The sequence below is a fragment of the Pseudohongiella sp. O18 genome (assembly GCF_021729085.1).
Classification (GTDB): Bacteria; Pseudomonadota; Gammaproteobacteria; order Pseudomonadales; family Pseudohongiellaceae; genus Pseudohongiella.
In genome coordinates, this window is record NZ_JAJSAR010000002.1 from 93799 (window position 1) to 118778 (window position 24980).

Genomic DNA, 24980 nt, shown 5'->3' on the forward strand with positions numbered 1-24980 from the left:
CGATTCAGACAGGAGGATTCTTGCGCTGGCCCCGCCTGACACGCTCTCGTTCACTGCTGCTGGCATTGCTACTTGCAGTGCCAGCCGTTCTCTGGTGGCATGTATATCTGAATCCCGCGAATTTTGAGGTGCCACAGACCATGCAACTTGAGCTGGAGCAGGCCAGCTACGGATTTGACGAGAACGGCGAAGCCCGGCTTTTCGTTTTCGGAACGCTGCGTAATCCGGCAGTCAGGATGCTGGTGACCGGTTCCAGGATCACCGGCCGTCCCGGCGCGCTATCTGGTTATCGTCGTGCTGGTCTGGATATTGTCGAAGATGAGTCGGCCAGTGTCAGCGGTCTGGTGCTGACCGTTAATGAGCGTCAGCTGCGGCGCCTGGATCGCTATGAGCGTCTGGGTCAGCGTTATCGACGCTTCGTCGTGACCCTCGAAGACGGCGGTCAAGCCTGGGTGTATCAAAGAATCCGACCTGAGCCTGACATTGGCTCGCCTGTGCAACAGGGAACAGTTGAACCCCCGACTCCGGAGTCCCGTAGCAATGAGTGAGGTTCAGCCAGTACACATGCCGGACATTACCCGCAATGCTGAGGGTAAGGAGCGACGGCTTGGCGTTGAGCTTGAGATGAGTGATATCACTGTCGACAGGCTTGCAAAGCTGGTCGCAGAGTTCCTGCATGATCAGGGCATGGCCGTCGATGTGCGCGAAAGCGGACGCTATGATTGGGAGATTGTGGGCGACCCGGCGGGAGACTGGCAGGTGGAACTGGACTTTGGGCTGCTCAAGAGTATGGGGCGGCAGGCCATTGAGCCGGGCATGATGGGTGAGCTGGTGCAATCGCTGGAGGAGCTGATGGCCAGCGTTGCAGAAACTGTTGTGCCTGTAGAGCTGGTCAGTCCGCCACTGCCAATGGCGCGCTTGCAGCAGGTGGAAACCCTGATATCGCGTATCAGGAAGCATGGCGCAAAAGGGACCTCTGACCGCTGGTCGAACGCGTTCGGCATGCATCTGAACATGGAGGTGCCAGAGACCACTGCGGACTATATTGATTCCATTCTCAAGGCGTTCTTTTGCCTGTTCGACTGGCTGCAGGTCCGATGCCAGGTGGACATGGCGCGTCGGGTGACACCTTACATCGACCCCTTCCCGGTCGATTATGTGCGCCTGGTGCTGGCGCCGGACTACCAGCCTGATCTTGAACAGCTGATGCGTGACTATCTTGAATTCAATCCAACCCGCAACCGGGCACTGGACATGTTGCCCGTATTCGCTCATGTGGACGAAAAACTGGTGCGGGAATACACCGATGACCCGCGCATCAAGTCACGACCCGCACTGCATTATCGATTGCCCAACTGTGACATTCACGACAGCAACTGGTCCTTGTCGCTGGCATGGAATGACTGGCTCGCTGTGGAAAGACTGGCAGCGGACCGGCAGTTACTTAATCTGTGCTGCCACGATTATCTGGCTTATCTCAACTCGCCGTCAGAGCGCCTGTTCGGGCAGTGGTTGAAAACACTGCAGGGACAATATGTGCCGATGTTGACACGCAGCTCAGGCTGACAGCGCCGCAAACTGTGCAGCTGTCAGTGTCTTCAGGTCGTTCGGGCTCAGCTCTATTTCCAGCCCTCGCTTGCCTGCACTGACAAAGATGGTTTCGAACTCAGTGGCGCTGCTGTCTATGAAGGTGCGCAGCTGCTTTTTCTGTCCCAGCGGGCTGACGCCCCCCAGCACGTAGCCGGTGCTGCGCTGGACTGCATTGACCTCTGCCATTGCAGCCTTTTTGCCGCCAGCGGCCTTCGCCAGCATTTTCATATTCAGGCTGGTCGATACAGGAATCACCGCTACCAGCAATTCCCTGGTGTCCAGGGCTGCGACCAGTGTTTTAAACACCTGATCAGGAGAGACCTGCATTTTTTCTGCAGCCTCAAGACCATAAGACGCGTGGGCCGGATCATGAGTGTACTCGTGGATCCGGTACTCGATTCCGGCCTTGCTGGCTGCGTCGATTCCTGGTGTCATATCAGGGGGCCGGCACCACTGTCTGGCGCAACTCGCCAATGCCATCAATACCGATACGCACAATGTCACCGGGCTGAAGGTACTGGGGAGGAGTCATGCCGTCACCGACGCCTTCGGGTGTGCCGGTGTAGATCAGGTCGCCGGGCATCAGTGTCATGAACTGACTCAGATAACTGACGATATGCGCAACCCCAAACACCATCTGGCTGGTATTGCCATCCTGACGCATTTCGCCATTGATTTCGGACCAGATGCGCAGGTTTTGCACATCGTCTATCGAGTCACGTGTCACCAGATAGGGGCCAAATGGTGCAAATGAGTCGGCGCTTTTGCCCTTGACGAACTGACCAGCACGTTCGCGTTGAAACGCTCGCTCCGATACATCGTTGCCAGTGGTATAGCCGGCCACGTAGTCAAGCGCATCTTCCAGGCTGACATACTGGGCACGTTTGCCAATCACAACAACCAGTTCGGCCTCATAGTCCAGCTTGGTGGCCGCACGTGGCGTGATGATGTCATCGAAGGGGTTGCTGAGCGCGGTCACTGCTTTCATGAACACCAGAGGTTCTTCTGGCAGGTCGACAGCCATTTCTGCGGCATGGTCGACATAATTGAACCCGATCGCGACAATCTTGCCTACGCCCGTCATGGGTGCGGCCAGTCTCGGGCTGCCGGAAACTATCGGCAGAGAATCCACTGATATTGCCGCCAGGCGTTGCAGGCTTTCGTCGGTCAGTTGCGCGGGCGTCAGCTCGCTGATATGAGCTGATAGATCCCGAATTTGTCCCTGACCATCCACCAGGCCAGGTTTTTCGGCACCTGGCTCGCCAAAACGCACCAGCGTCAATTCAGCTGCCTTGGCAGTTGCAGGCAATGCAACAGACAGTGCCAGCAGTGCGGATAAAACGGCGCTACGGATGTTCATAAATCGGCCCATTGGGGGCGAAACGAAAGGACTTGATATCATGGTGACATTCTCATTGTTATTGGTCGGATTTTTTTCTGCTGCGCGACATTATAGTCAAAACGCCGGTTTCTGGTTAGACTCCGTACACGTTTAGTGGTGCGCCGAGCCGCCACATTTGCCTACACAAGCTCTTACGGAACTCATTATGTCTTTATCCTGCTTACTCGCCCGACTTGTCCGCTCTGCCAAGCCGATGGCACCGTCTTGCAACCCAACTACGTTTGCTTCAGCTTCATCGCGAGTTTCCCCAAAAAAGGGATGGTTGTTGCTGGCTGGTGTGGTTGCGGCCATGGGCTCATCTTTGTTGGCCGCCCAGACAACCGTGGTGACCAATGTTAATGGCTACACTATGAACCGCGATCGTGAGCTGGTGCAATTTACTGGCATCCAGTTTACTGGTGATACGGTGGATCGACTGTTGATGGCCGGTGATGAGTTGCCGCAGCAGGAAGATGTAACGGTGCTCGACGGGCAGGGTCGCACGCTGTTGCCAGGTCTGATTGATGCGCATGGTCACGTCTTGAACTATGGCCTGAGCCTGCTGCGCGTGGACATGACCGGTACCCGCTCAGAGCAGGAAGCTGTTGAGCGCGTCATCGCTTTTCAGCAGGCCAATCCGGATTTGCAGTGGATTCAGGGGCGGGGCTGGAATCAGGTTTTGTGGGACAGCAACAGCTTCCCAAGCGCGGACTCACTGGCAGCCGCAGATTCAGACACTCCCATGTGGTTCAGTCGTGTCGACGGGCATGCAGGCTGGGCCAACAGGGCTGCTATGGAGCTGGCAGGAATCGACGCATCAACGCCGGATCCTGACGGCGGCATGATCATACGTGATTCTGAAGGGCGCGCCACAGGTACCTTTGTTGATACCGCCATGCGCCTGATCACTCAGCATATTCCGCAGCCCAGTATCGATGATCAAAAAGCTGCGCTGCGACTGTCGATGCAGTCACTGGCAGCTCAGGGCTTGACCAGCGTACATGATGCGGGGGTCGGTAGCAGCACGCTGCAGGCCTACCGCGAACTGCAGGAGGAAGGTCCACTTCCGATTCGTGTTTATGTAATGCTGGCCGCCACTGACAGCGCGTTTGCAGAGCGCCTGGCGGAAGGGCATTTCATCAGTGATGACAACACCCTGGCGGTTCGAAGTGTGAAGATTTCTGCTGATGGCGCGCTGGGCAGCCGGGGTGCCTACCTGGACGATGACTACAGCGATCAGCCTGGACATCGTGGCTTACTGCTGCATACCCCGGAGCGTCTGACCCAGTTGATGAACCAGGCGATGTCTGCAGACTTTCAGGTTAACGTACATGCGATTGGCGACGGTGCGAACCGGATCGTCATGGACAACTTTGAAGCGCTGATTCGTGGTACCGGTACCGAGGAGCAGCGACATCGCATAGAGCACGCACAGATTCTGCGTTTTGAGGATATTCTGAGATTCAATGAACTTGGTGTGATTCCCTCGATGCAGGCAACGCACGCGACCAGCGATAAAAACATGGCACAGGATCGTATTGGCGAGGTGCGTATTCATGGAGCGTACGCATGGCGCAAGCTTCTGGATACTGGTGTAATCATCGCCAACGGATCTGATTTTCCCGTCGAATCACCCAATCCGTTCTTTGGCCTGCATGCAGCCATTACTCGCCAGGATCAGGACAATCAGCCACCCGGCGGCTGGTTTCCCGAAGAGCGCATGACGCATGAAGAGGCATTGCTCAGTTTCACGCTGGATGCTGCCTATGCGGCGCATCAGGAAGATGTATTGGGCACGCTGGAGCCAGGCAAGAAGGCCGATTTTATTCTGGTGGATCAGGATGTGTTCGAAGTGGCACCACAGGAAATCTGGAAGACTGATGTATTTCAGACCTGGGTCGGTGGTCGTCTGATTCACGACGACGAGTAATCGACTCTTCAGTCAGCGCTTATCGCGCTGTCCCAGTCTTGCTGCGCAGTGATACTTCCAACAGTCCATCACGGCGCAGCACGCTGTGATTGACTGAGAAGTCAGAAATCATGCTGGTGACACGAGCCTGTGGCCTTGGAAAACAATCCAGGCTGTTGTGAGCGCCAGCTCGAATTGCTATTTCCCCGGCAGACTTGATGCCGTATTCGCGGCTGCTAAACCCGTTATCCGCTTTGAGAAGCAGATAGGCATGTGCCAGGGTCTGATCCGAGAGGTAGGGCGACAGCACATCGGCAAAGGCCTTGATGGCAATATCGTCAAGGTAATTGAACAGATCCCAGAACAGACAGACATCAAAGCGGGTGTCTGACGGATAGTTCATTGATTGAGCAAAATGCTGTCGCCATGCCTCGTAGCTGGCAGCTTCCTCGACCTGTTTGTCGACCAGTTGGCCTGGTTGACGCTGATGTTCAACTCGCGGTGGGCTGTGCAGTGCATCGTGAATGCCCGCAAAATGCAGCCGACATCTGCGATCGCCAAAAAAAGCCACCGTTTCATGCACGCCCAGCCCGACGTCCAGTACCATCAGTCTTGGTACAGACTGCAGGCGCTCCATTATGTCGGGCATCAGTCGCGACGGCAGCGTTTCAGGCTGTCCGCTGTTGAGTTGCTCGGCCAGGTTCACGATCAGGCAGGCTTGTCCGAAGTGCTTGATGATTTCAGAGACGCCGCACTGGTGTTGCTGTTGGCGTGGCTGGGATCGATATCGATGGTACCCTTGAAGCGTGCGCCTTCTTCCAGCGTCATCTTTGGCGTGACGATATTGCCTTTAATATGACTGGTGCTGCTGACTACCACTTTGTCCTTGCCAGTGATGTCGCCATTCACTTCGCCATCGATTCGTATGGTCTTGGCGGTGAGGTCAGCATTCAGTCGGCCGGTTTTGCCGATGGTCAATTCGTGATTGGCCAGCATAACGGAACCATCCACCTGGCCTTCGATCAGCAAATTCTCGTCGCCACTGATGTCTCCTTTGACCTTGATGGTCGCGCCCAGCACGGCAGCCTTGCCGGAAGCCGATGAGGGGGAGGCAGCAGGTGCGCTGCGATAGCTGGCGCCAGTGTTACTGGTTTCGGCTGGCGCTGCGGGTGAAGCAGGGGCTTCCGTTCTTTCGTTGGTTTTATCCTTGTTTCTGTCAAACATAATACTCACCGCTTTGATTTGTGGTTATCGATCTGAATTTAACAACTAATATCATTGCTGACAACGGTTTGATGCGGTTTGTATTCCTGCCTTCGCTGCGTTACTTACTGACTAGTGACAAGAGCGTCTTCCTGCCCTAGTATGCTTTTACAAACCATAACAAGACATGCAGGGATCAGCATGCGCAGTATGAGATTTACCCTCGTAACAGCAACGATTGTGCTGATGACGGCTCTCGGGCCGCCACTGGTATCGCTTTATCTGGCGCGCCAGCAGGGACTGCAGATAGAAATGGAACGGGTCCGGGGTTACGCTGAGGTTGTTGTGCAGCGCTCTGATCGCGCTGTGGAGCAGATGCAGGAAGCAATTGATATGCTCATCGCTGAAGGCGCTGTTGATCCCTGCTCTGCAGATATGCTTCAGCTCATGAGGCAGCTGGCTCTTCGCGGCGAATTCATGAAAGCTGCAGGTGTGGTCGATGGCAATTTCATGCCGTGTTCATCACTTGGCTTGCACGAACCACCATTAAACCTCGGGCAGCCGGATACGGTTACTGCAATTGGCACAGAATTACGGCTTAGCTCTCCTATGCCGCTGCCTAATGACACCCCGTACATTTCCATCTCCCGTGACGGATTCATAGCGATGGCCCACCGTAATCAGGCGGTGGATATTGCCACGGATATTCAGGGCGCAGTTTTTGCAACATTCAACCCTAATAATGGTGAGATAAGGACGTCGATTGGTGAAGCCAATCCCGACTGGATTGACCGGCTGGGAGATGAGCAGGAAGCCACTTTCGTAGACGGTAGTTTTATTGTGGCTGTGATGTTGTCCGACCAGGTGGGTCAGACGGGTTCTCTGGCGGCTGAGCCATTATTCCATCTGGATGAGCGTGTTCGGGAAATCAGCCTGCGCTGGCTGCCATTTTCACTCCTTGCGGCCGGCGTGCTGACATTGGCGTTTCTGTATGCGGCACGGCAACAGGTGTCGATGGCGACGCAGATACGTTTGGGTCTGCGCCGCGATGAGTTTTTCCTTGAATACCAGCCGATTGTAGATCTACAGACCAGTGAATGGGTTGGCGCCGAGGCGCTTCTTAGATGGCGAACGCGCGATGGTAAGCTGGTAGAGCCGGACATCTTTATTCCGGTGGCGGAGGAAAGCAATCTCATCAATCTGATCACAAGCCGGGTTCTGGAGCTGGCGGCACAGGACATGGGAGGGTTTCTGCGTGACAATCCAGTCATGTCCTTAAGTATCAACCTGTCTGCCAGCGATATTCTGCTCCCGGCAACATCGGAACATCTGCTGTCCGTCATCAAGCGGTTTAATTTGCGACCGGGCCAGCTGACTGTCGAGTTGACCGAGCGAATGCTGGTGGAGCCTGAAAAAGCCCGCGTCGCGCTGGCAGCCATGAGGGAGCAGGGCATTCGTGTATCGATAGATGATTTTGGTACTGGTTACAGTAGTCTGTCTTACCTGGAAACCATGCCTTTTGACAGCCTGAAAATCGACAGGCTGTTTGTTGAAGCAATTGACAAGGAAGCGGCTACCAGCCGCGTTGTTCTGCACTTGATTGAGATGGCCAACACTCTGCAGCTTGATGTTGTTGCAGAAGGGGTCGAGACGGAGAAGCAGGCTGCCTATCTGCGTGAAAGAGGCGTTCGGTACGCCCAGGGCTGGTTGTACAGCAAATCAATACCAGCGGACATTTTCAAGGCTACCTGCTAGCAGCCATAACAGCTCAGTTACAGGCTGGCGAAGGTGGGTAGATGTATTGGTTGCGCGTTTTCTTGGCCTTGTACATGGCATGATCAGCGTGCCTCAGCAGGGCTGTGGCGTCCAGCGCGTCTGTCGGGAAGTTCGCCAGGCCAATACTGGGTAGTACTCGCAACTCTGCTTCTGCCACGCGAATCGGCTGTTCGACGTTGCAGACGATCTTTTCGGCAACCACCCAGGGTGAATGCGCCGGTCCATCGCCTTCCAGCAGGATCACAAATTCATCACCAGCAAGACGGGCTACCGTGTCAGCGCTGCGTACGCTGTCCTGTAATCGGATGGCGACCTGTTTGAGCACAATATCGCCAGCTTCATGCCCCCAGGTATCGTTGATTGCCTTGAACCCATCCAGGTCGATATACAGGATCGTCAAGGAGCCCCCACTGCGCTGTTTGCGCTTGAGTGCGGAATCCAGCCGGTCATTGAAAAGGCTGCGATTGGGCAGTCCGGTCAATTCATCATACAGTGCCAGGTGTTTCAGTTTTGCCAGTAGCTGGTGGCGCTCGACGGCGATGGCCACCTGGGTATTGATGAATTCGAACAGGGCCTGATCGGCAGCGTCCAGTCTACCGTTATGCGTGCAGTTCACTGTCAGGTCGGCCAAATCAGCAGTACCGTCCTGATGTGTAATGCTCAGCTTCAGCCCGGGCAGTATGCTGCTCACTGCATGACTGATGTTGGCAGTCAGCTGTTCAATATTATCTGCAGCATGGACGGCCTCGGATATCGAGTACATGGCGTGTTGCTTAGCTTCAACGTGTTTGCGCTCGGAGATGTTGCGGGCGACCGCGACGCGCAGTTTATCCTGTTCTGCCCAGCGTGCTGACCACATGATATGCGCCACGCTGCCATCTTTACGTATGTATCTGTTTTCAAAGAAAGTGACGGGCTGCCCCTTGAGCACGCGATCGGCCGTGGCCATGGTTGGCTCCAGATCATCAGGGTGAATGAGCTCGCGAATGTTACGGCCTATCAGTTCGTCGCGCGTATAGCCGAATACCCGTTCACAGCCAGCGCTGACATCAACAAAAAAGCCTTCGGCATCGACCAGGCAGATAGCGTCAAGCAGGAGGTCGATATAATGGCTTAATGAAGCAATCTTCTGTTTTGACATGGCGCGTCTTGCTTGGGTTTGCTGCTTACTTGTTGATGAAGTCAGCAGCAGTCCTGGTGTAAGTGGTGGTAGCATACAATACTCAGCAAGCCGCTGAATACTGACAATGACAGAATAAGGTGTGCCGACAATGAACAAACCCTATCCACCCATTGAGCCATACGACGTGGGCACACTTGAAGTGTCGCCCCTGCACACGCTCTATTATGAGCAGGTTGGCAATCCGGACGGCAAGCCGGTGGTATTCCTGCATGGTGGTCCCGGAGGAGGGGTAAATCCAGATTACCGTCGCTATTTTGACCCTGACAAATGGCGTGTGGTGCTGTTCGATCAGCGTGGCTGTGGGCGCAGCACGCCATTTGCTGAACTTCGGGAGAATACAACCTGGGACCTGGTTGCTGATATGGAGCGTCTTCGGGTCCATCTGGGAATCGATAATTGGGCAGTGTTTGGCGGTTCCTGGGGCTCTACCCTGTCGCTGGCCTATGCCGTGACCCATGCGGAGCGTTGCACGGAGCTGTTTTTGCGTGGCATTTTCCTGCTTCGCAAAAAAGAGATTGACTGGTTTTACCAGGAGGGCTGTTCCCGCCTGTTTCCCGATCTATGGGAGCAGTATCAGGCCCCCATCCCAGTGAATGAGCGTGGGGACATGGTTACGGCATACTATCGGCGTCTGACCTCCGACGATGCGAATGTACGCCGCGAGGCAGCCAGAGCCTGGTCAACCTGGGAAGGTTCAACCCTGCGACTGTTGCCTGATGCTGGTGCAGCCGCCAAGTTTGGTCAGGACAGTTTTGCCGAGGCCTTTGCCCGCATCGAATGCCATTACTTCATCAATCGAGGTTTCTTTAGCGAAGATAACTATCTGCTAAACCAGGCAGCCAGTATCCAGCATATACCCACAGTGATAGTGCATGGCCGCTACGACGTTATCTGTCCGGTCGAGAATGCCTGGGATCTGCATCGAGTACTGCCCAATTCAGAGCTGCACATCATTGCTGATGCCGGTCATGCCCTGTCAGAACCAGGTATTACCAGTGTATTGATTGACTACACCGATCGCTGGGCCGCAGCGCGTGTCTGAAAACAAAATCCTGCCTGAGAATAAGCCCGATGCTCTGGTCGTCGGTGGTGGCCCCGCCGGTCTGATGGCTGCCCAACAACTCATCGAAGCTGGTTGCTCTGTTGTGCTGTGTGACGCCATGCCGGCCGTGGGGCGCAAACTGCTTCGCGCTGGCGTTGGCGGTCTCAACCTTACCCATGCAGAACCCAAAGCAGAGTTTGTCTCACGTTTCACTGGGTCGGTCGATGTCGCTCCGTGGCTGGAGGACTTTGATGCTCAGGCCATGACAGCGTGGGCGCGAGCGCTGGGAATAGACACATTCGTGGGCAGCTCAGGGCGTGTCTTTCCTGTCCAGATGAAGGCATCACCACTCTTGAGAGCCTGGTTGGGACAACTGGCGCTTGCCGGACTGCAGATTCGTAACCGGTACCGCTGGTGCGGATGGACACAGACCGCCGACGGCATGGTTCACGAATTCACGACGCCGACGGGGCAGGTGCAGATTGCTGCCCGTGTCTGCGTGCTGGCCCTGGGTGGCGCCAGCTGGTCACGACTCGGTTCTGACGGGCGCTGGCGCGATGTCTTATCAGCCCACACTATCCCTGTGACCGATTTCATGCCAAGCAACGGCGGCGTCGAAATCCCCTGGTCGCCGTGGTTCAGTGAACACTTCGCTGGAAGGCCCCTGAAAACTGTGACACTCGGCGTGGCCGGGACTGAATCGGGCTGCAGGCGAGGCGAAGCCGTGGTGACAACGCATGGACTGGAAGGCGGGTTGATTTATGCCCTGTCTGCATCGATCAGGGAGGCTCTGGCGAAATCAGGAGCTGTCACTCTGGGGCTTGATCTGTTGCCTGATCTGACAGAGGAGCAGGTCCGCCAGAAGTTGAATAAGCCGCAGGGCAAGATGTCCCGTAGTAACTACCTGCGTAAACGCCTGGGCCTTGATGGCGTCAAATACGCGCTGTTGCGCGAACTTGTAAGGGATGGCGCAGAACAGGACGTTGTCGCCATGGCAGTGGCAGCCAAAAAACTGAGTCTGCCGGTCAAAGGCATGCGCCCGCTTGATGAGGCGATCAGCACAGCAGGCGGGGTACATGGCTCTGCGCTGACACAGGACCTGATGCTGAATGAGCATCCGGGCCTGTTCTGTGTCGGTGAAATGCTCGACTGGGATGCGCCGACGGGTGGTTATTTGTTGACGGCAAGCATGGCAAGCGGGCTGCGGGCTGGTCGTGCCGCAGCCGGAATCTTGGGAAAATAGAATGTGCCCGACATTGTCCGGCAAGCCACAACATAAAGCTGGTGAATGGACCTCAGAATGTAAACGTAATCAATAGTATCGATTGCTGTCTGCTGCGATGCAATTCTGCTAAGATCAGTGCAAAATCACGTTGTCGGGTCAGTTGTTCCAACTGGAATGACAGCTTGAGCACAATAAAACTGACAGTGCCTGCAAACGGGGTTTGGGCAACTGTCTTGCGGAGATTTGCATCTTCCTATGATCCAGCTTGACCTTGCGACACTGGCGCTTATGTTTTTGGCGCTGGGGATAACCTCGTTTTTTGTCATGTTCCTGATCTGGCGTATCAATCGTGATATGCCTGGAGTCATGTTTTGGATGCTGGGCACCCTGCTCAACATCACGTCTGCCATGTTCAACCTGCTCAATGCCTTGCTGGGCTGGTCCGATGGCTGGGGACCGTTTACCAGCAATACGGCCAGCTTGACCGCCAATCTGTTGATCATGGAAGGCACCTTGCGGTTTCGAAACCTGGGCTCAACCGACCGCTGGAGTTATTTGATACTGCTGATTCCCGTGTTTGTCATTGGTTCCTGGCTCCTGAGGCTTGATCCGGGTTTGCGGTATATTTTCCATGACGGCTTTACGTTGGCTTTTCAATTGACTTCGGCGATTGCGTTCGTCTGGCGCACCAGCGACCGTCATGAATTCACGGCCAACTCCCTGGCCGCTGTAGCGGGTGTATGCATGAGCGCCACGATAGCGTGGCGGTTCATGCTGGCGCTGACGAGCAGCGAGAGCATAATAATGGGTCCAGAATCCACCGGTACACAGTGGTATGTCTTTGCTGGCGCCAATTTCCATGTCGCCTGGATCTTCGGACTGAGCGTCGCCTGTTATTTCCGTTCACGACAGCAGGTTATGCAACTGGCCCGTGAGGACGCGCTGACCGGCTTGCCCAACAGACGTTGTATCGACGAAAAACTAAACCAGACTTTGCTGGAAGTGCAACGCAGCGGGGAACAGTTTGCCACCATTCTTATCGACCTGAACGATTTCAAAACGGTAAATGACCACTATGGGCACAGCTCCGGCGATACCTTACTGGTTGAGTTTACCGGCAGGCTGCGCGAAGCCGTCAGGACGTCGGACTTTGCAGGCCGCTACGGCGGCGATGAGTTTCTGGTAATCGCCAGGCAGCTGGAGTCACGTGAATCGCTGGATCAACTGATCGAGCGCCTGCGTGACAAGCTGAACAGTGAGCTGCGTGTGCCGGGTGGCACGTTCTACGTGGTTGTCAGTATCGGGGCAGCAGTCTGTCCTGTCGATGGTACGAGTGCGGATGAGTTGCTGGGGGCAGCCGATTCGCGTATGTACAGCGACAAGGCCCGTCAGAAAGCAAAAACCCCAGATAAACTTTAGCCACTGGAAACGGAGAATCACAGATGAAACAGTCAGCAGCCCGCACGCTGATCGCAGGGTGTGTTCTGGTATTGGTCGGATCACTACTGGCCCATTGGGTGCAGACATCCGGTGGAACACGTATCGAAGATGTCAGGTTCACCGGAGACAATGGTCAGACACTGAGTGCATTGTTATATATCCCGGCCAACGCTTCGGCAGACAGTCCGGCACCTGGTGTGCTGGCTGTTCATGGTTATATCAACTCGCGTGAAGTGCAGTCCGGTTTCGCCATCGAGCTGGCGCGCCGTGGCTATGTCGTACTGGCTCTGGATCAGAGTGGCCACGGTTACTCGGATGCACCGGCATTCTCCAATGGTTTTGGCGGGCCGGCCGCCCTGCGTTATCTGCGTTCACTGGATATTGTTGACCCGGATAATATCGGACTGGAAGGGCATTCAATGGGTGGCTGGACAGTGCTGGCAGCGGCGGCAGCCATGCCGGATGCCTACCGCTCCATGGTGTTGCAGGGTTCCAGCACTGGCAGCGGGCGTGCCTTGCCAGGTACACCCGACTGGCCGCGCAATGTGTCCGTTGTCTTTGCCCAGTATGATGAGTTTGCGCCGTTGATGTGGGAAGTGCCGCGCGGCAGTGATGTGGCTGACAGTGAGAAGTTGCAGGCCATGTTTGGCGTGGATGACGCGATACAGGAAGGGCGCGTGTATGGCAGCGTACCGGCAGGCACCGCGCGGGTCCTGCACAATCCGCCGGTCACGCATCCTGGCAATCATCTGTCACATGCTTCCATTGGGCATACGGTGGACTGGTTTCAGCTGACCTTGTCGGGCGCCCAGACTGCGGGTGTGACCGGACAGATCTGGTTCTTTAAGGAAATTGGCACTTTACTGGCATTTGTTGGTTTTGTGGTGCTGCTGTGCGGGGCGATCAAGCAGTTCATTCAATTCCCGACTTTTGCGGGTTTGAGTGGTGCACCCATCAACACGGCCTGGACCCAGCGCAATGGGAAGTGGTGGTTATTGGCAGCCCTTAGCATGTTTATCCCGGTTGCCGTTTTCTACCCGGTATTCTCAATGGCCGCCTCAATGCTGCCGGCATCTTCCTGGTTTCCCCAGAGCATCACCAACCAGATCATCGTCTGGGCTGTACTCAATGGGCTGCTGGCGACCGCCCTTGGGCTGGTGATCAAAGCGGAAGCGGTCAGCTTTAAATCGGTGTCCTGGTTTGCTGCGGCAAGATTTGCACTGGCGATCGTGGGAGTGGGATATCTGGCGCTGCTGCTCGCGGACTATTTCTTCCTGATCGATTTCCGGTTCTGGTTTGTCGGGCTTAAGCTGTTGAGTCTGGATCAGTTCCAGAACATGCTGATTTACCTGCCGCCGCTGCTGGTGTTCTTCCTGCTGCTGGGCAGGGCCCTGCATGGCGGTCTTTCGGTGTCCAGTGATACGGTTCGCCAGCAGTACCTGAGCAATGCCATGGTGCTGGCAGGCGGCTTTGCGATATTTCTGCTGGCTCAGTACATCAGCCTGTTTACGCGAGGACTGCTACTTACGCCGGCTGAACCATTAAATACCATCGTCATGATCCAGTTTGTGCCATTGCTGGTCATTATATCGACCATCTCTACCTGTGCCTGGCGGCACACTGGTAGCTACGTTCCCGGCGCTCTGATCAACACGATGTTTGTTGGCTGGTATATTGTGGCAGGCCAGGCAACCCAGGCGGTATGACCGCCGGGTTGCTGACAGACTTTTGCATCAATCAAGTCAAGCAGCCAATGCCAATGTGATGTATTAGTCGCCCGGTGAATAGCTTCGCTGGGCGCGTTGCTCCACATCTTCACGGTAGAAAGCAACATCCTTGAACTCACGGTCTACGTAGCGCTGTGCCTGATCGTCGAAGTGCGGGGAGTTCGGGTCATTGCTTTGTCCGCCCGCCAACAGGGATTTGGCTCGTACCCGGTCGCCAAACTCAACAACGGCGATGAAGCTGTTGCCGGCAGTACCGTAAATGCGTTCAGTGCCGGGAAACGCCCGGGCTCCAAATGACGCCAGTGCTCCCCAGCGAGATGAGGCCATACCTACCGGCAGGCTGGGAGCGTCGTCGCTGTAGGGATGATCAATGGCACCGCTGATGCGCTGGTAACGATTGACCCCGCCCCAGGGCGTCTGCCAGTCGCCAAAACTGTTTTCCAGTTGTGTCAGAGTATCGGCGAAAACCTGCAGACGTTCTTCAGCTTCACTGCCGGTCCCCAGCCAGTTGATCTGTTCCATCTGGCTCAGGCCGGCAGGCGTATCGATTGCCTGCGCGGCATTCATGCCGTAAAAGTGGGCCAGTGTCATAGCAACAGATCCGGTGCTGACATTAAGATCCCAGCCGCGCAGTGTTTCTATGGCAGGCGCCAGCGCGGGCCATTCCTCTGAATGATCGTCCCAGGCCGAGACCAGACCATCAATCAGCAGGCTAAAACCGATGATGGTGGGGTCGTAGGCAAGATCAATTAATGACTCCAGTGTCAGGGGCGGTGTCTCCGACAGCAGCGCGGCAGCATGTACCCCGCGAAAATTTTCGGCGTCGGGTGCCATATAGGCAGGGTAGTCTTCACGAACGGGGCTGTCCGGACCCGCTGCAGTAAATGGTGTGGAGTTGGTGTTCTGAATCCAGTCGCTGTCAGGGTTGATGACGACTACGGTTTCGTCTACCTCATGCATGCCCTGCCAGTCTGTCGCCGGATTGCTGCCGTTGACCGGCTGACCATAGTCGAACTGCGGATCACGGCGTGGCATGAAATTGCCATGGAAGTAGGCGATGTTGCCATCCGCGTCGGCAAACACGGTATTGTTGGAGGAGTTGGTGCGTATGTCCATCATGTCCAGGAACTCGCCCAGATCATCTGTTTTCATGCGCAGATAGGACTGACGCAGCGCCTCGACTGGGTTCCAGTTGATACGGGTGCTGGTCCACTGGTTGTCGTGCAGGTGAGTGATGGGCCCCTGATGGGTGCGGTATACCGGGAAAGTACGCTCTGCCATTTGCTCGCCATTGCGATAACGCAGCGTTACTTCTGATACCTCCAGAGGGCGCAGTTCGTCGCCGTAGCGATACATTAACTGGCCATTGTCATTGACGACCTGCTGGACAAACTCGTCCATAAAGTCGGCACTGGTGCTGGTATGCATCCAGCCGGTGGTTTCATTAAATCCCTGATAAATAAAGAACTGTCCCCAGGTCGATGCCCCGTACGCATTTAGCCCCTCTTCACTGACCAGGTGATATTCACCCCGGAAGAAAAAACTGGTGTGCGGGTTGATCAGCAGCAGTGCATTGCCACTGGCACTTTTATCGCCGGTAACAGCAATACCATTGGAACCGGCTGGCTCCTGAAAGATGCTGCGCGCCAGCGGGACGGCGGGCACTGGTGACAGCTCGCGCATGTCATCGCCGAGCTGTGCCGTGGTGGTCGGCAGCTGGCTGACGCGCTCCTCAGCCGATGAGTAGAATGCCTCAATACCTGCCAGCGGGATCTGCTCGATGTCACCACCGATCGAGCCCTCGAAGAAATAGAAAGGCATCCATGGCTCAAAGCGGGTCAGCAACAGAGGTTCAACCTGAGGATTGCTGGCCAGATAATAGTTCAGACCATCAGCAAAGGCCTCACTCAGTTCCTGCAACCACTCTGGCGCTTCCGCGTATGCGGTCCGTGCCTCGGCTTCGCTCATGTAGAGTTGTGCGCGCAGGTCACTGTACAGCGCTGATTCCCCTTCCACCTCCGCCAGTCGGCCGATGGCCCAGGTATAGTTGCGTTCAATTCGGGGGAAATCGTCTTCGGCCTGGGCATACAGAAAACCGAACACCACATCGGCATCGGTTTCCCCGTAGATGTGAGCAACACCAAAGTCATCGCGAATGATTTCAACGCGCTCGGCCCGGGCCTGCAGCCGCTGCATCTCCGAAGTCATGTCTGTCGACGGTGCCTGGGGCGGCGGGGCATTATCCTGGGAGCAGGCAGACAGCAGCGCAAACAGCGTCAGAGCTACCGGTAACAGAAGAGTCTTTATTTTTAGCATGATTACTCCGACTGGTTAGTGGATAGAAAGTTAGTTGGGATTCGTTCCCGGGCGCGAAGCGCGCTCAGTGAGCCAGTAGCACAGGCAACCGCCAAGGATCACCGCGAGCGCAATTCCGGCCTCCTGAGGGCGATTGATGGTTATGAATGTCAGCGTCCAGATGACAATACCGCTGTAGATCAGCGGAGGATAGGGGTAGAGCCAGGTTCTGTAGGTCTGTTCTCCCGGCTGACGGTCTATGCCGTGTCGATAGCGCAGCACAAATACACCCAATACCGTAGCCAGCGAACTCAAGCCGAGGATGAATCCGGAAAAGACCAGAATCGACTCAAAGGTTGAGGTCAATATAAACAGGGCTGTCAGAATACCCTGTGAGTAGATGGCAACACGCGGAACGCCGTCAGCATGACGCACTGACAACCAGCGGAACAGTCGAAAGTCCTCGCCCATGACCTGCAGGACTCTTGGGCCAGCCATCAGCATGGCACTGACGGTGGAGATCAGCAGCAAAGACAGCACTGCACCCATGATCAGAGCGCCAGTCTGTCCGAAGGTGTTCTGTGCTACGATGACCCCGATCTCCAGACGTCCCTCTAAAAGCTGCATGGGGACGGCATACAGAAATGTCGCGTTCAGTGCCAGGTATAACAGGATGACGACAGCAGTACCCAGTATCAGTACTCTGGGCACCGAGCGTGCCGGATCATCCACTTCGCTGGTGATGTAGGTAGCCGCATTCCAGCCAGTATAGGCGTAGTTCACGTAGATCAGCGATACGGCGAACGCGCTGCTGGTCAGTACGCCGAGGTCGCTGTCTGAGGGCAGCAGGCTTAAGGGCTGGGGAGTGTCGACGCTCAGGGTCACCAACGTCACAAACCCCAGTATCAGTCCGACCTTGATCAGCGTGAACCAGTTTTGCAGGCCGCCACTGGCGCGATGATTTCGTCCATGTGTGACGGTTACAATGATCACCAGCAGCACCGCAATCAGCATGCGGTTCAGCTCCACTGCCGTCAGCGCCGAATCAAGGTAGGCCGCGAATGTCATGGCGGCCAGTGCTGTTGGGGCCGCAAACCCGACTGTCAGCGAAACCCAGCCAGACACGAAGCCAACCGCCGGGTGATAAATGCGACTGAGAAAGTTGTACTCACCACCTGAGCGCGGTAACCGGCTTGCCAGTTCGGCATAGGTTAGCGCGCCACAAAGCGCGGCAATGCCACCGACCAGCCAGAGCATCAGCAGCGCGAAAGTCGATTTAATGTCGATGATCTGGTAACCAAGACTGGTGAAAACACCAGTACCCACCATATTGGCAATGACCACAGCGATCGCGGTTGATGGTTTGTAACTGCCCTGTTGGCTCATGCGGTCCTGCCTTTACGGTGTCTGAGTTGATCCTGATCTGCGCAGTAATGCGTAATGTAACGTTGAGACTGGCTTCGGCCTGGTTTATCTTCGGGTATTGCAGCAGCTTATCAGCATTGCAGCCTGGTCAGGATGCGATAAACGGGAATATTTAATACAGTCAGATGAATTTAGGGGAGCCGCACGCCGTATGTCCAGCAAAAACGAAACGGGAATCGATCAGGTCAGCCAGGTAAAGGCTTTTGGCGGGCAGCAGATCAGAGTGACGCACTGGTCAGAGACGCTGCAGTGCAAAATGCAGTTTTCAGTGTTTATACCTGCTGCCAGTGAAAAGAAAGCAGTGCCGGCTGTCTATTTCCTGTCAGGCCTGACCTGCAATGACGAAAACTTCAGCACCAAAGCCGGTGCGCAGAGAGTTGCAGCAGAGCTGGGTCTTGCGTTGGTCATTCCCGATACCAGCCCGAGAGGAGACGATGTCCCCGATGATGAGGGCTATGATCTTGGCAAGGGCGCCGGGTTTTATGTCAATGCCACCGAGTCTCCCTGGCAGACTCACTACCAGATGTATGACTACATCACAAAGGAATTGCCGGCAGTGGTCGAGGGTCACTTTCCAATCAGTGCCCGGCGTTCAATCTGTGGTCATTCCATGGGCGGACACGGTGCCATCATCATGGCAGTGCGGGAACCCGAAAATTACTGTTCTGTGTCCGCCTTCGCGCCAATCGCCAATCCCTCGCAGTGCCCTTGGGGGCATAAGGCTTTTTCTGCCTACCTGGGTAATGAGCAGGCCAGCTGGCTTGACTACGACAGCGTAGAGCTGATCAAAAAACGTGGTCTGAAACTGCCCTTGCTGGTGGATCAGGGCACTGAGGACAACTTTCTGCGAGAACAGCTGCTGACTGACAATCTGATCGCGGCAACTGATGGCTACGCCGATGTGCAGGTGAGGTACCAGCCGGGTTATGATCACAGCTATTACTTTATTGCCAGCTATATTGAAGAGCATCTGCGATTCCACGCACGTTATCTTGGCTGAACACGCAATCGCATAACGAACTCGACGGGAGAAAATAATCATGAAAACCAAAGCAGCGGTTGCATTCGCAGCCGGAAAACCACTCGAAATTATGGAAGTTGATCTTGAGGGGCCCAAGGCGGGTGAGGTGCTGGTAGAGCTCAAGGCGACAGGTGTCTGCCATACGGATGCCTTCACTCTGTCTGGCGATGATCCAGAGGGTGCATTTCCGGCCATCCTGGGCCATGAAGGTGCCGGTATTGTTGTTGATGTGGGACCGGGCGTTAAATCCTTAAAAAAGGGTGACACAGTCATCCCGCTGTATACACCTGAATGCCGTGAATGCGAGTACTGTCTGCATCCCAAAACGAATCTGTGCCAGGCGATTCGCAGCACGCAGGGAAAAGGGGTGATGCCAGATGGTACCAGCCGTTTTTCGCTGGATGGCAAACCTATCCTGCACTATATGGGCTGCTCTTCATTTTCCAACTATACCGTGCTCCCCGAGATAGCCCTGGCGAAGATTCGCAGCGATGCGCCCCTGGACAAGGTCTGTTATATCGGCTGCGGTGTGACAACCGGCGTCGGGGCCGTGGTGTTTGACGCCAAAGTGGAGCCGGGTTCGCGAGTGGTTGTATTTGGTCTTGGCGGTATCGGCCTGAATGTCATTCAGGCGGCACGTATGGTTGGGGCGCGGCAGATCGTGGGTGTGGACATCAATCCGGCCAAAGTCGAGCTGGCGAAAAAATTCGGCATGACAGATTTCATCAACCCCAAGGAAGTTGACAATGTGGTTGAGGCGATCGTCGATCTGACCCATGGTGGTGCCGATTACACCTTTGAATGCATCGGCAACGTCAATACCATGCGGCAGGCGCTGGAGGCCTGCCACAAGGGCTGGGGTGAGTCAGTCATTATCGGTGTGGCTGGTGCTGGCCAGGAAATCTCGACCCGCCCCTTCCAGCTGGTGACGGGCCGTGTCTGGCGCGGCAGTGCCTTTGGCGGTGCGCGAGGGCGCACTGACGTGCCGACCATCGTCGACTGGTATATGGAAGGCCGTATCAATATCGATGACCTGATTACCCACACCATGCCGCTCGAGCGCATCAATGAGGCATTTGATCTGATGCACGAGGGTAAATCCATCCGCAGCGTTGTACTGTACTGACGCGCAGGCTAGAATCCCGCCCCGGTATCATTTAAAACAATAATCCCGGGGGGGAATATCATGGATATGGCAGGCATCACCATCATCGTGTATCTGGTGGTCGTGACCTTGGTCGGCATGTATCTGACCAAACGCAGCAGCAGTTCAGATGACTGGGCGATCGGTGGTGGTGGCATGGGCCTGTGGCTGATTGCCGCCGGTATCGCCGGTACCCGCATCGGTGGTGCAGGCACTTATGGCGTTGCTGGCGACACCATGAACACCGGTGTCTGGAACATGTGGTACGGCGTCAATTCCTTTCTGGCGCTGGCTCTGGTGGGTATCTTTTTTGCGGTGCCTTACCGCCGTCTGCGACTGACAACGATTGGCGAGCTGTTCGTAAAACGTCACGACAGTCAGCGCAACGGCCGGTTGACCAGCCTTTGCGTGCAGACCGAATACCTGATCATCAATATCCTTGAGCCTCTTCTGATCGGTATCATCATCAGCGCCGTGTTCGGCATTAACCGCGAACTGGCGATCATGATCGGTGCGCTGATCATCATCAGTTCAACCACACTGTCGGGTCTGCGCGGGGCATCGGCTACCAACGTCATCCACGTGGTGGTGGTGACCTTTGGTCTGCTGGCTGTTGCGATGGTGGCAGGCGCTGAACTGGGCGGTATCAGTGGTATCAAAGAGAAAGTGGACGCGGCGCTGGCTGCAGACCCGGATACCAATGCTGCCAGCTGGTGGAGTTTCGTAGGCCTTGGCTGGTTCCCGGTCATTGCCATGTTCTTCTCTGCGGTCATTCATACGCCAGCCGCTTCGGTTTATGTGAACTACTCCAGCTCAGCCCGACGTGAGAACCTGCTGATTCCCGCCTTCCTGCTGGCGGGTGTACTGGCGGCGCTGATGCCGGTACTCGCTTCCATCATTGGTATTGAGGCGGTTGCACGTTACGGCACGGACAGCGGTATTACCAGCTATGCCACAATTACACGAATTGCCACCGATACAGGCCCCATCATTGGCGGTATCGCGCTTGCGGCGGTACTGGCAGCGCTGATTTCCTCAGGTGGCCCGATTCTGCTATCCAGCGCCACGCTGTTTGTGAATGACTGGATTCCGGGTTCCAAAGATTTTGAACCAAAGCGCAAGCTGCGTTCCTACCGCATTACCAGTGTCATCTACGGATTATTCGCCGGTGCCCTGGCCTGTGTGCTGCCGATTACCTCGGTGCTTGAATTGCTGCTGCTGGGCTTCGCGATGGTTGTGCCGCCGGCCCTGGCTATCGGTTTCATCTTCTACTGGCGCAAGACTACCGAGCAGGGTGTGTTCTGGGGCATTGCCAGCGGATACGGGCTTGGCCTGGCAGGCTGGGCAGCCAACACCTTTGTCCTCGGACTGGAGAATGATGTGGCGGCCTATTTCACTACGCTGGTGCCGCTGGTCGTGATACCGGTGGTCTCACTGATGACACAGTCTCCACAGAATGAAGGCGAAAGCGTGGATAATTTCTATCAGGCACTCAAAACGCCAGTACCTTGATGGGTGCGCTGTCCCGTCAGGGCAGCGCACCTACTGATTGCAGCGCGCGTCGTGTGATATCGATGCGCGCTGGAATCAGGGTGTCATCCTCTCCTGTTGAACGGAGCAGTGTGGCAAAGTACCAGGTGTCATTTTCCTGCTCTACCCATCCCACATACCAGCCTACGTAACCACCATCATCGGCAGTTGTCAGTCCGGTCTTGGCATACAGCGCGTAATCCGCCGTCTGTTCCATGCGCATGATGTCACGTGTTGCCGCCATCACTTCCGACTGAAAGGGAAGATCGTTGTGGCGCAGCCGCTGCAACAGCTCGATCTGTTGCAGTGGGCTGATGCGCAGTTCTCCAGACAGCCAGAACGTTGTCAGCCCACCCGACATGTTCTGATTGCCGTATTCTGCGGCATCCAGCATCGCCTGCATGCGAGTGCCGCCAACAGACTGCACCATCTGCTGGTAATGTGGTACCGCTGAGATAGCAAAGGCTTCACGAAGCGTCATATCGCGATTGGTTTCGGGCCTGCTGCGGACGGTTCCGTCCCAGCGCAGCAGTGTATCCGGGCCTTCAGCCACACCAGCCTGCAGCGCAGTCATTGTGCTGAAAATCTTGAAAGTCGACGCGGGCAGGGCGGAAGTTTCAGCAGTCACTGACTGACCTGCATCGGCGGAGCCTGATATCCATTGACCTGCTTCGTCATCGTAGATAAGGGTTATTCCGCTAAATCCAGACGACTCATGCAGCGCGGTGATTGAGGGATGCTCAGCTACCTCTGCGGCGACGCCAAGGTTGATCAACAGGCTGCTGAAACTGGCAGCAATTGCACACACAGCAAAACGAACAGGCCGACTTGAGCGGCCTGTGCTCTGCAAAAAAGTCATGGTTTATTCTCCTGGAGCAGAGTCCCTGCTGTTTATCTGTTTATTCCGTCAGGCCACGTCGTTGCAGCATGTGAACCGGGTCTGGTTCACGACCTGCAAAATCGCGATACAGCTGCATGGCTTCTGCACTGCCACCCCGCGCGAGCAGCTGATCGCGGAACTGTTGACCATTCTCGCGCAGCATGCCGCCGTTCTCCTTGAACCACTCAACGGCATCCGCATCCAGTACTTCAGACCAGATATATGAGTAATAGCCAGCTGAATAGCCGCCCATGATGTGTGAGAAATACGCCGTGCGGTAACGAGGCGGAACCGGGCCATAGTTGAGTCCATTTTCTGCCAGCGCCTGCAGTTCAAATTCAACCAGCTCATCTGCTGAAGGTATCTCCTCCAGGCTCAGTTGATGCAGTTCCTGGTCCAGCACAGACGCCGCAATGTACTCGGTGGTCGAGTAACCCTGATTGAATTGCTCGGCCGCCATCACCTTGTCGAGCAGCTCCTGCGGTATCTGCTCGCCTGTCTCGTAGTGGCGCGCATAGTTGGCGAGAACCTCGGGCCAGGACGCCCACATTTCATTGACCTGTGATGGGAATTCCACAAAGTCGCGCGGCACCGCCGTGCCTGCAAAATAGGGGTAGGGCACATCGGTCATGATGCCGTGTAGTACATGACCGAACTCGTGGAACATGGTGGTCACTTCATCAAAGGTCAGCAGTGTGGGGTCGCCAGCCGGGGGTTTGGGAATATTCTGGTGCATGGCAACAACCGGGAAGCCGCCAGTTAGCTCACTGGGCAGGTCGTAGCTGTTCATCCACGCGCCGCCACGTTTGCTGGGCCGTGCATAGAAGTCCGCAAGCATCAGTCCGAGCGGCGAGCCATCGGCGTCGAATACTTCCCACACCTGTACATCGGGATGGTAACCAGATAGATCTTCGCGACGCTGGAATGTCAGACCGTAAACCTGTTCCGCGGCAAAGAATACACCATTGGTGAGTACGCTATTCAGCTCAAAATAGGGCCGCACTTCTGACTCGTCGAATGCGTAGCGCTCGGCACGGACTTTTTCAGCGTAGTAAGACCAGTCCGAGTCAGAAAGCTCAAAAGGCTCGGCTTCAATCTCGTTGATCATCTGCTGGATGTCTTCTCCCTCACGACGCGCATTGGCTACCGCCACCGGCACGATGTCATCCAGCATTTCGTTGACTGCGGCAATAGAGCCTGCGGTTTGCTCTGAAAGGATGTAATCGGCATGGGTTTCATAACCAAGCATCTGTGCACGTTCAGCACGCAGTCTTAGCGTTGTCGCGACGATATCGCGCGTGTCGAACTCATTGCCGCGAATGCCACGCTGCAATGATGCATCATGAATACGCTCGCGCAGCTCGCGATTGGTCAGTGAAGTCAGCACGGGCTGATTGCTGGTGTTCTGGAGGGTGATCAGATACTGCCCGATCTCGCCGCGCTCTTCAGCTGCGGCAGCGGCTGCCTCGATCTGGGCATCACTGAGGCCATCCAGCAGGGCCACATCATCCACAAGAACTGCAGAGTCATTAACCTCGGCCAGCACATTCTGGCTGAACTGCGTGCTCAATGTTGCCAGGTCGCTGTTGATCTCGCGCAGGCGCTCTTTCTGGACGTCTGACAGCAACGCGCCTGAGCGCACGAACTGGGTGTGGTAACGTTCCAGCAGGCGCTGTGAGACCGGATCCAGATTCAGCGAATTACTCTGTTGGTACAGGCTGTCGATACGTGCAAAAAGCTCACTGTTCAGCGCAATGGTGTCGTCATGGGCTGACAGCATGGGGGACACTTCACGTTGAATCTGCTGACGATCTGGATTGGTATCTGCACCTGCCACATTAAAGAAAACCCGTGCAACGCGATCCAGGTCTCTGCCGCTGCGTTCCATGGCCAGAATGGTATTGTCGAATGTGGCCGGGTCAGGGTTGCTGGCAATAATGTCAATCTCTTCCAGGTGCAGCGCCATGGCGCGCTCAAAAGCGGGCAGGAAATGTTCGTCCCGAATCTCATCGAATGCCGGCAGTCCGTAAGGCAACTGACTCTCTGTGAACAATGGATTGTCCTGGGTAGTAGCGGCAGCCTGTGTGACCTGGGTATCGATGGTTTCTTCAGGCTCTGCCACGAGATCTGTGGTTGTATTGGTGTTGTCGGAGCAGGCAGCCATTGCCGCGCTGATGCTCATTGCTAAACCAAGTTGACGTATTTTCAC

The 24980-nt window shown here is 55.7% G+C and carries 20 protein-coding genes; 11 read left to right on the forward strand and 9 right to left on the reverse strand.

Annotation, left to right across the window (positions count from 1 at the left end; translation table 11 throughout):
* Positions 1-20 precede the first annotated feature (20 nt).
* Together LVD14_RS07730 and LVD14_RS07735 are read left to right on the forward strand one after the other, a co-directional pair.
* Positions 21-548, forward strand: coding sequence for a gamma-glutamylcyclotransferase family protein (locus tag LVD14_RS07730; protein ID WP_237133515.1), 528 nt, complete (start codon positions 21-23; stop codon positions 546-548).
* Positions 541-1566 (forward strand): amidoligase family protein, encoded by a 1026-nt coding sequence (locus LVD14_RS07735; protein WP_237133516.1) that lies wholly within the window; start codon positions 541-543, stop codon positions 1564-1566. Before LVD14_RS07730 ends, LVD14_RS07735 begins: the two co-directional genes overlap by 8 nt.
* On the opposite strand, the gene ybaK is transcribed toward LVD14_RS07735, so the two are convergent.
* Together ybaK and LVD14_RS07745 are read right to left on the reverse strand one after the other, a co-directional pair.
* Complete coding sequence (ybaK, locus tag LVD14_RS07740) at positions 1558-2025, reverse strand: Cys-tRNA(Pro) deacylase (protein WP_237133517.1); 468 nt, start codon at positions 2023-2025, stop codon at positions 1558-1560. The genes LVD14_RS07735 and ybaK overlap by 9 nt on opposite strands.
* A gap of 1 nt (position 2026) precedes the next feature.
* A complete protein-coding gene (locus LVD14_RS07745; RefSeq protein ID WP_237134624.1) occupies positions 2027-2872 on the reverse strand; it encodes a fumarylacetoacetate hydrolase family protein in 846 nt (281 codons plus the stop codon).
* Between the two features lie 265 nt (positions 2873-3137).
* Here LVD14_RS07745 and LVD14_RS07750 point away from each other — a divergent pair, with 265 nt between their 5' ends.
* Positions 3138-4901: an amidohydrolase gene (locus LVD14_RS07750; protein WP_237133518.1), complete on the forward strand. Its 1764-nt coding sequence runs from the start codon at positions 3138-3140 to the stop codon at positions 4899-4901.
* A 19-nt stretch (positions 4902-4920) separates the two neighbouring features.
* Here the strand turns inward: LVD14_RS07750 and LVD14_RS07755 are convergent, their stop codons facing one another.
* Positions 4921-5586 (reverse strand): hypothetical protein, encoded by a 666-nt coding sequence (locus LVD14_RS07755; RefSeq protein WP_237133519.1) that lies wholly within the window; start codon positions 5584-5586, stop codon positions 4921-4923.
* A 2-nt stretch (positions 5587-5588) separates the two neighbouring features.
* Positions 5589-6104, reverse strand: coding sequence for a polymer-forming cytoskeletal protein (locus LVD14_RS07760; RefSeq protein ID WP_237133520.1), 516 nt, complete (start codon positions 6102-6104; stop codon positions 5589-5591).
* Between the two features lie 189 nt (positions 6105-6293).
* On the opposite strand from LVD14_RS07760, the gene LVD14_RS07765 reads away from it, so the two are divergent.
* Entirely contained in the window at positions 6294-7838 is a 1545-nt protein-coding gene (locus LVD14_RS07765) for an EAL domain-containing protein (RefSeq protein WP_237133521.1), read from the forward strand.
* Positions 7839-7851: 13 nt separating this feature from the next.
* Here the strand turns inward: LVD14_RS07765 and LVD14_RS07770 are convergent, their stop codons facing one another.
* Positions 7852-9000 carry a diguanylate cyclase domain-containing protein gene (locus LVD14_RS07770; RefSeq protein WP_237133522.1) on the reverse strand — a complete coding sequence of 383 codons (1149 nt, stop codon included), beginning with the start codon at positions 8998-9000 and terminating at the stop codon, positions 7852-7854.
* Between the two features lie 130 nt (positions 9001-9130).
* On the opposite strand from LVD14_RS07770, the gene pip reads away from it, so the two are divergent.
* From pip to LVD14_RS07790, 4 genes are all read left to right on the forward strand, one after another.
* Positions 9131-10084, forward strand: coding sequence for a prolyl aminopeptidase (pip, locus tag LVD14_RS07775; protein WP_237133523.1), 954 nt, complete (start codon positions 9131-9133; stop codon positions 10082-10084).
* On the forward strand, positions 10077-11327 hold the full coding sequence (locus LVD14_RS07780) for a TIGR03862 family flavoprotein (RefSeq protein ID WP_317622702.1): 1251 nt from the start codon (positions 10077-10079) through the stop codon (positions 11325-11327). The genes pip and LVD14_RS07780 overlap by 8 nt, the downstream gene beginning before the upstream one ends.
* Positions 11328-11564: 237 nt before the next feature.
* Entirely contained in the window at positions 11565-12728 is a 1164-nt protein-coding gene (locus tag LVD14_RS07785; RefSeq protein WP_237133524.1) for a sensor domain-containing diguanylate cyclase, read from the forward strand.
* Between the two features lie 23 nt (positions 12729-12751).
* Positions 12752-14455 carry an alpha/beta hydrolase family protein gene (locus LVD14_RS07790; protein ID WP_237133525.1) on the forward strand — a complete coding sequence of 568 codons (1704 nt, stop codon included), beginning with the start codon at positions 12752-12754 and terminating at the stop codon, positions 14453-14455.
* A gap of 63 nt (positions 14456-14518) precedes the next feature.
* Here the strand turns inward: LVD14_RS07790 and LVD14_RS07795 are convergent, their stop codons facing one another.
* Both LVD14_RS07795 and LVD14_RS07800 read right to left on the reverse strand, forming a co-directional pair.
* On the reverse strand, positions 14519-16792 hold the full coding sequence (locus tag LVD14_RS07795) for a penicillin acylase family protein (protein ID WP_237133526.1): 2274 nt from the start codon (positions 16790-16792) through the stop codon (positions 14519-14521).
* 30 nt (positions 16793-16822) lie between these two features.
* Positions 16823-18157 carry an APC family permease gene (locus LVD14_RS07800; protein WP_237133527.1) on the reverse strand — a complete coding sequence of 445 codons (1335 nt, stop codon included), beginning with the start codon at positions 18155-18157 and terminating at the stop codon, positions 16823-16825.
* A 190-nt stretch (positions 18158-18347) separates the two neighbouring features.
* On the opposite strand from LVD14_RS07800, the gene fghA reads away from it, so the two are divergent.
* From fghA to LVD14_RS07815, 3 genes are read left to right on the forward strand one after another with little or no spacing between them, the layout of a single operon-like run.
* Complete coding sequence (gene fghA / locus LVD14_RS07805) at positions 18348-19196, forward strand: S-formylglutathione hydrolase (RefSeq protein ID WP_272907260.1); 849 nt, start codon at positions 18348-18350, stop codon at positions 19194-19196.
* Between the two features lie 37 nt (positions 19197-19233).
* The gene (locus tag LVD14_RS07810; RefSeq protein ID WP_317622726.1) at positions 19234-20343 is read left to right on the forward strand and encodes an S-(hydroxymethyl)glutathione dehydrogenase/class III alcohol dehydrogenase; all 1110 of its coding nucleotides are present in this window, start codon (positions 19234-19236) and stop codon (positions 20341-20343) included.
* A 60-nt stretch (positions 20344-20403) separates the two neighbouring features.
* Entirely contained in the window at positions 20404-21873 is a 1470-nt protein-coding gene (locus LVD14_RS07815) for a sodium:solute symporter (protein WP_237133529.1), read from the forward strand.
* A gap of 16 nt (positions 21874-21889) precedes the next feature.
* Here LVD14_RS07815 and LVD14_RS07820 read toward each other — a convergent pair whose 3' ends face one another.
* Together LVD14_RS07820 and LVD14_RS07825 are read right to left on the reverse strand one after the other, a co-directional pair.
* Positions 21890-22750, reverse strand: coding sequence for a penicillin-binding transpeptidase domain-containing protein (locus tag LVD14_RS07820; protein ID WP_237133530.1), 861 nt, complete (start codon positions 22748-22750; stop codon positions 21890-21892).
* A 40-nt stretch (positions 22751-22790) separates the two neighbouring features.
* Entirely contained in the window at positions 22791-24980 is a 2190-nt protein-coding gene (locus tag LVD14_RS07825; RefSeq protein WP_317622703.1) for a M3 family metallopeptidase, read from the reverse strand.

What these genes read in the sequence shown, in the direction of transcription:
- LVD14_RS07735 (WP_237133516.1), top strand. Translation starts at nt 541, where the DNA reads ATGAGTGAGGTTCAGCCAGTACACATGCCGGACATTACCCGCAATGCT.
- ybaK (WP_237133517.1), bottom strand. Translation starts at nt 2,025, where the DNA reads ATGACACCAGGAATCGACGCAGCCAGCAAGGCCGGAATCGAGTACCGG.
- LVD14_RS07750 (WP_237133518.1), top strand. Translation starts at nt 3,138, where the DNA reads ATGTCTTTATCCTGCTTACTCGCCCGACTTGTCCGCTCTGCCAAGCCG.
- LVD14_RS07760 (WP_237133520.1), bottom strand. Translation starts at nt 6,104, where the DNA reads ATGTTTGACAGAAACAAGGATAAAACCAACGAAAGAACGGAAGCCCCT.
- LVD14_RS07765 (WP_237133521.1), top strand. Translation starts at nt 6,294, where the DNA reads ATGAGATTTACCCTCGTAACAGCAACGATTGTGCTGATGACGGCTCTC.
- LVD14_RS07770 (WP_237133522.1), bottom strand. Translation starts at nt 9,000, where the DNA reads ATGTCAAAACAGAAGATTGCTTCATTAAGCCATTATATCGACCTCCTG.
- pip (WP_237133523.1), top strand. Translation starts at nt 9,131, where the DNA reads ATGAACAAACCCTATCCACCCATTGAGCCATACGACGTGGGCACACTT.
- LVD14_RS07785 (WP_237133524.1), top strand. Translation starts at nt 11,565, where the DNA reads ATGATCCAGCTTGACCTTGCGACACTGGCGCTTATGTTTTTGGCGCTG.
- LVD14_RS07790 (WP_237133525.1), top strand. Translation starts at nt 12,752, where the DNA reads ATGAAACAGTCAGCAGCCCGCACGCTGATCGCAGGGTGTGTTCTGGTA.
- LVD14_RS07795 (WP_237133526.1), bottom strand. Translation starts at nt 16,792, where the DNA reads ATGCTAAAAATAAAGACTCTTCTGTTACCGGTAGCTCTGACGCTGTTT.
- LVD14_RS07800 (WP_237133527.1), bottom strand. Translation starts at nt 18,157, where the DNA reads ATGAGCCAACAGGGCAGTTACAAACCATCAACCGCGATCGCTGTGGTC.
- fghA (WP_272907260.1), top strand. Translation starts at nt 18,348, where the DNA reads ATGTCCAGCAAAAACGAAACGGGAATCGATCAGGTCAGCCAGGTAAAG.
- LVD14_RS07815 (WP_237133529.1), top strand. Translation starts at nt 20,404, where the DNA reads ATGGATATGGCAGGCATCACCATCATCGTGTATCTGGTGGTCGTGACC.
- LVD14_RS07820 (WP_237133530.1), bottom strand. Translation starts at nt 22,750, where the DNA reads ATGACTTTTTTGCAGAGCACAGGCCGCTCAAGTCGGCCTGTTCGTTTT.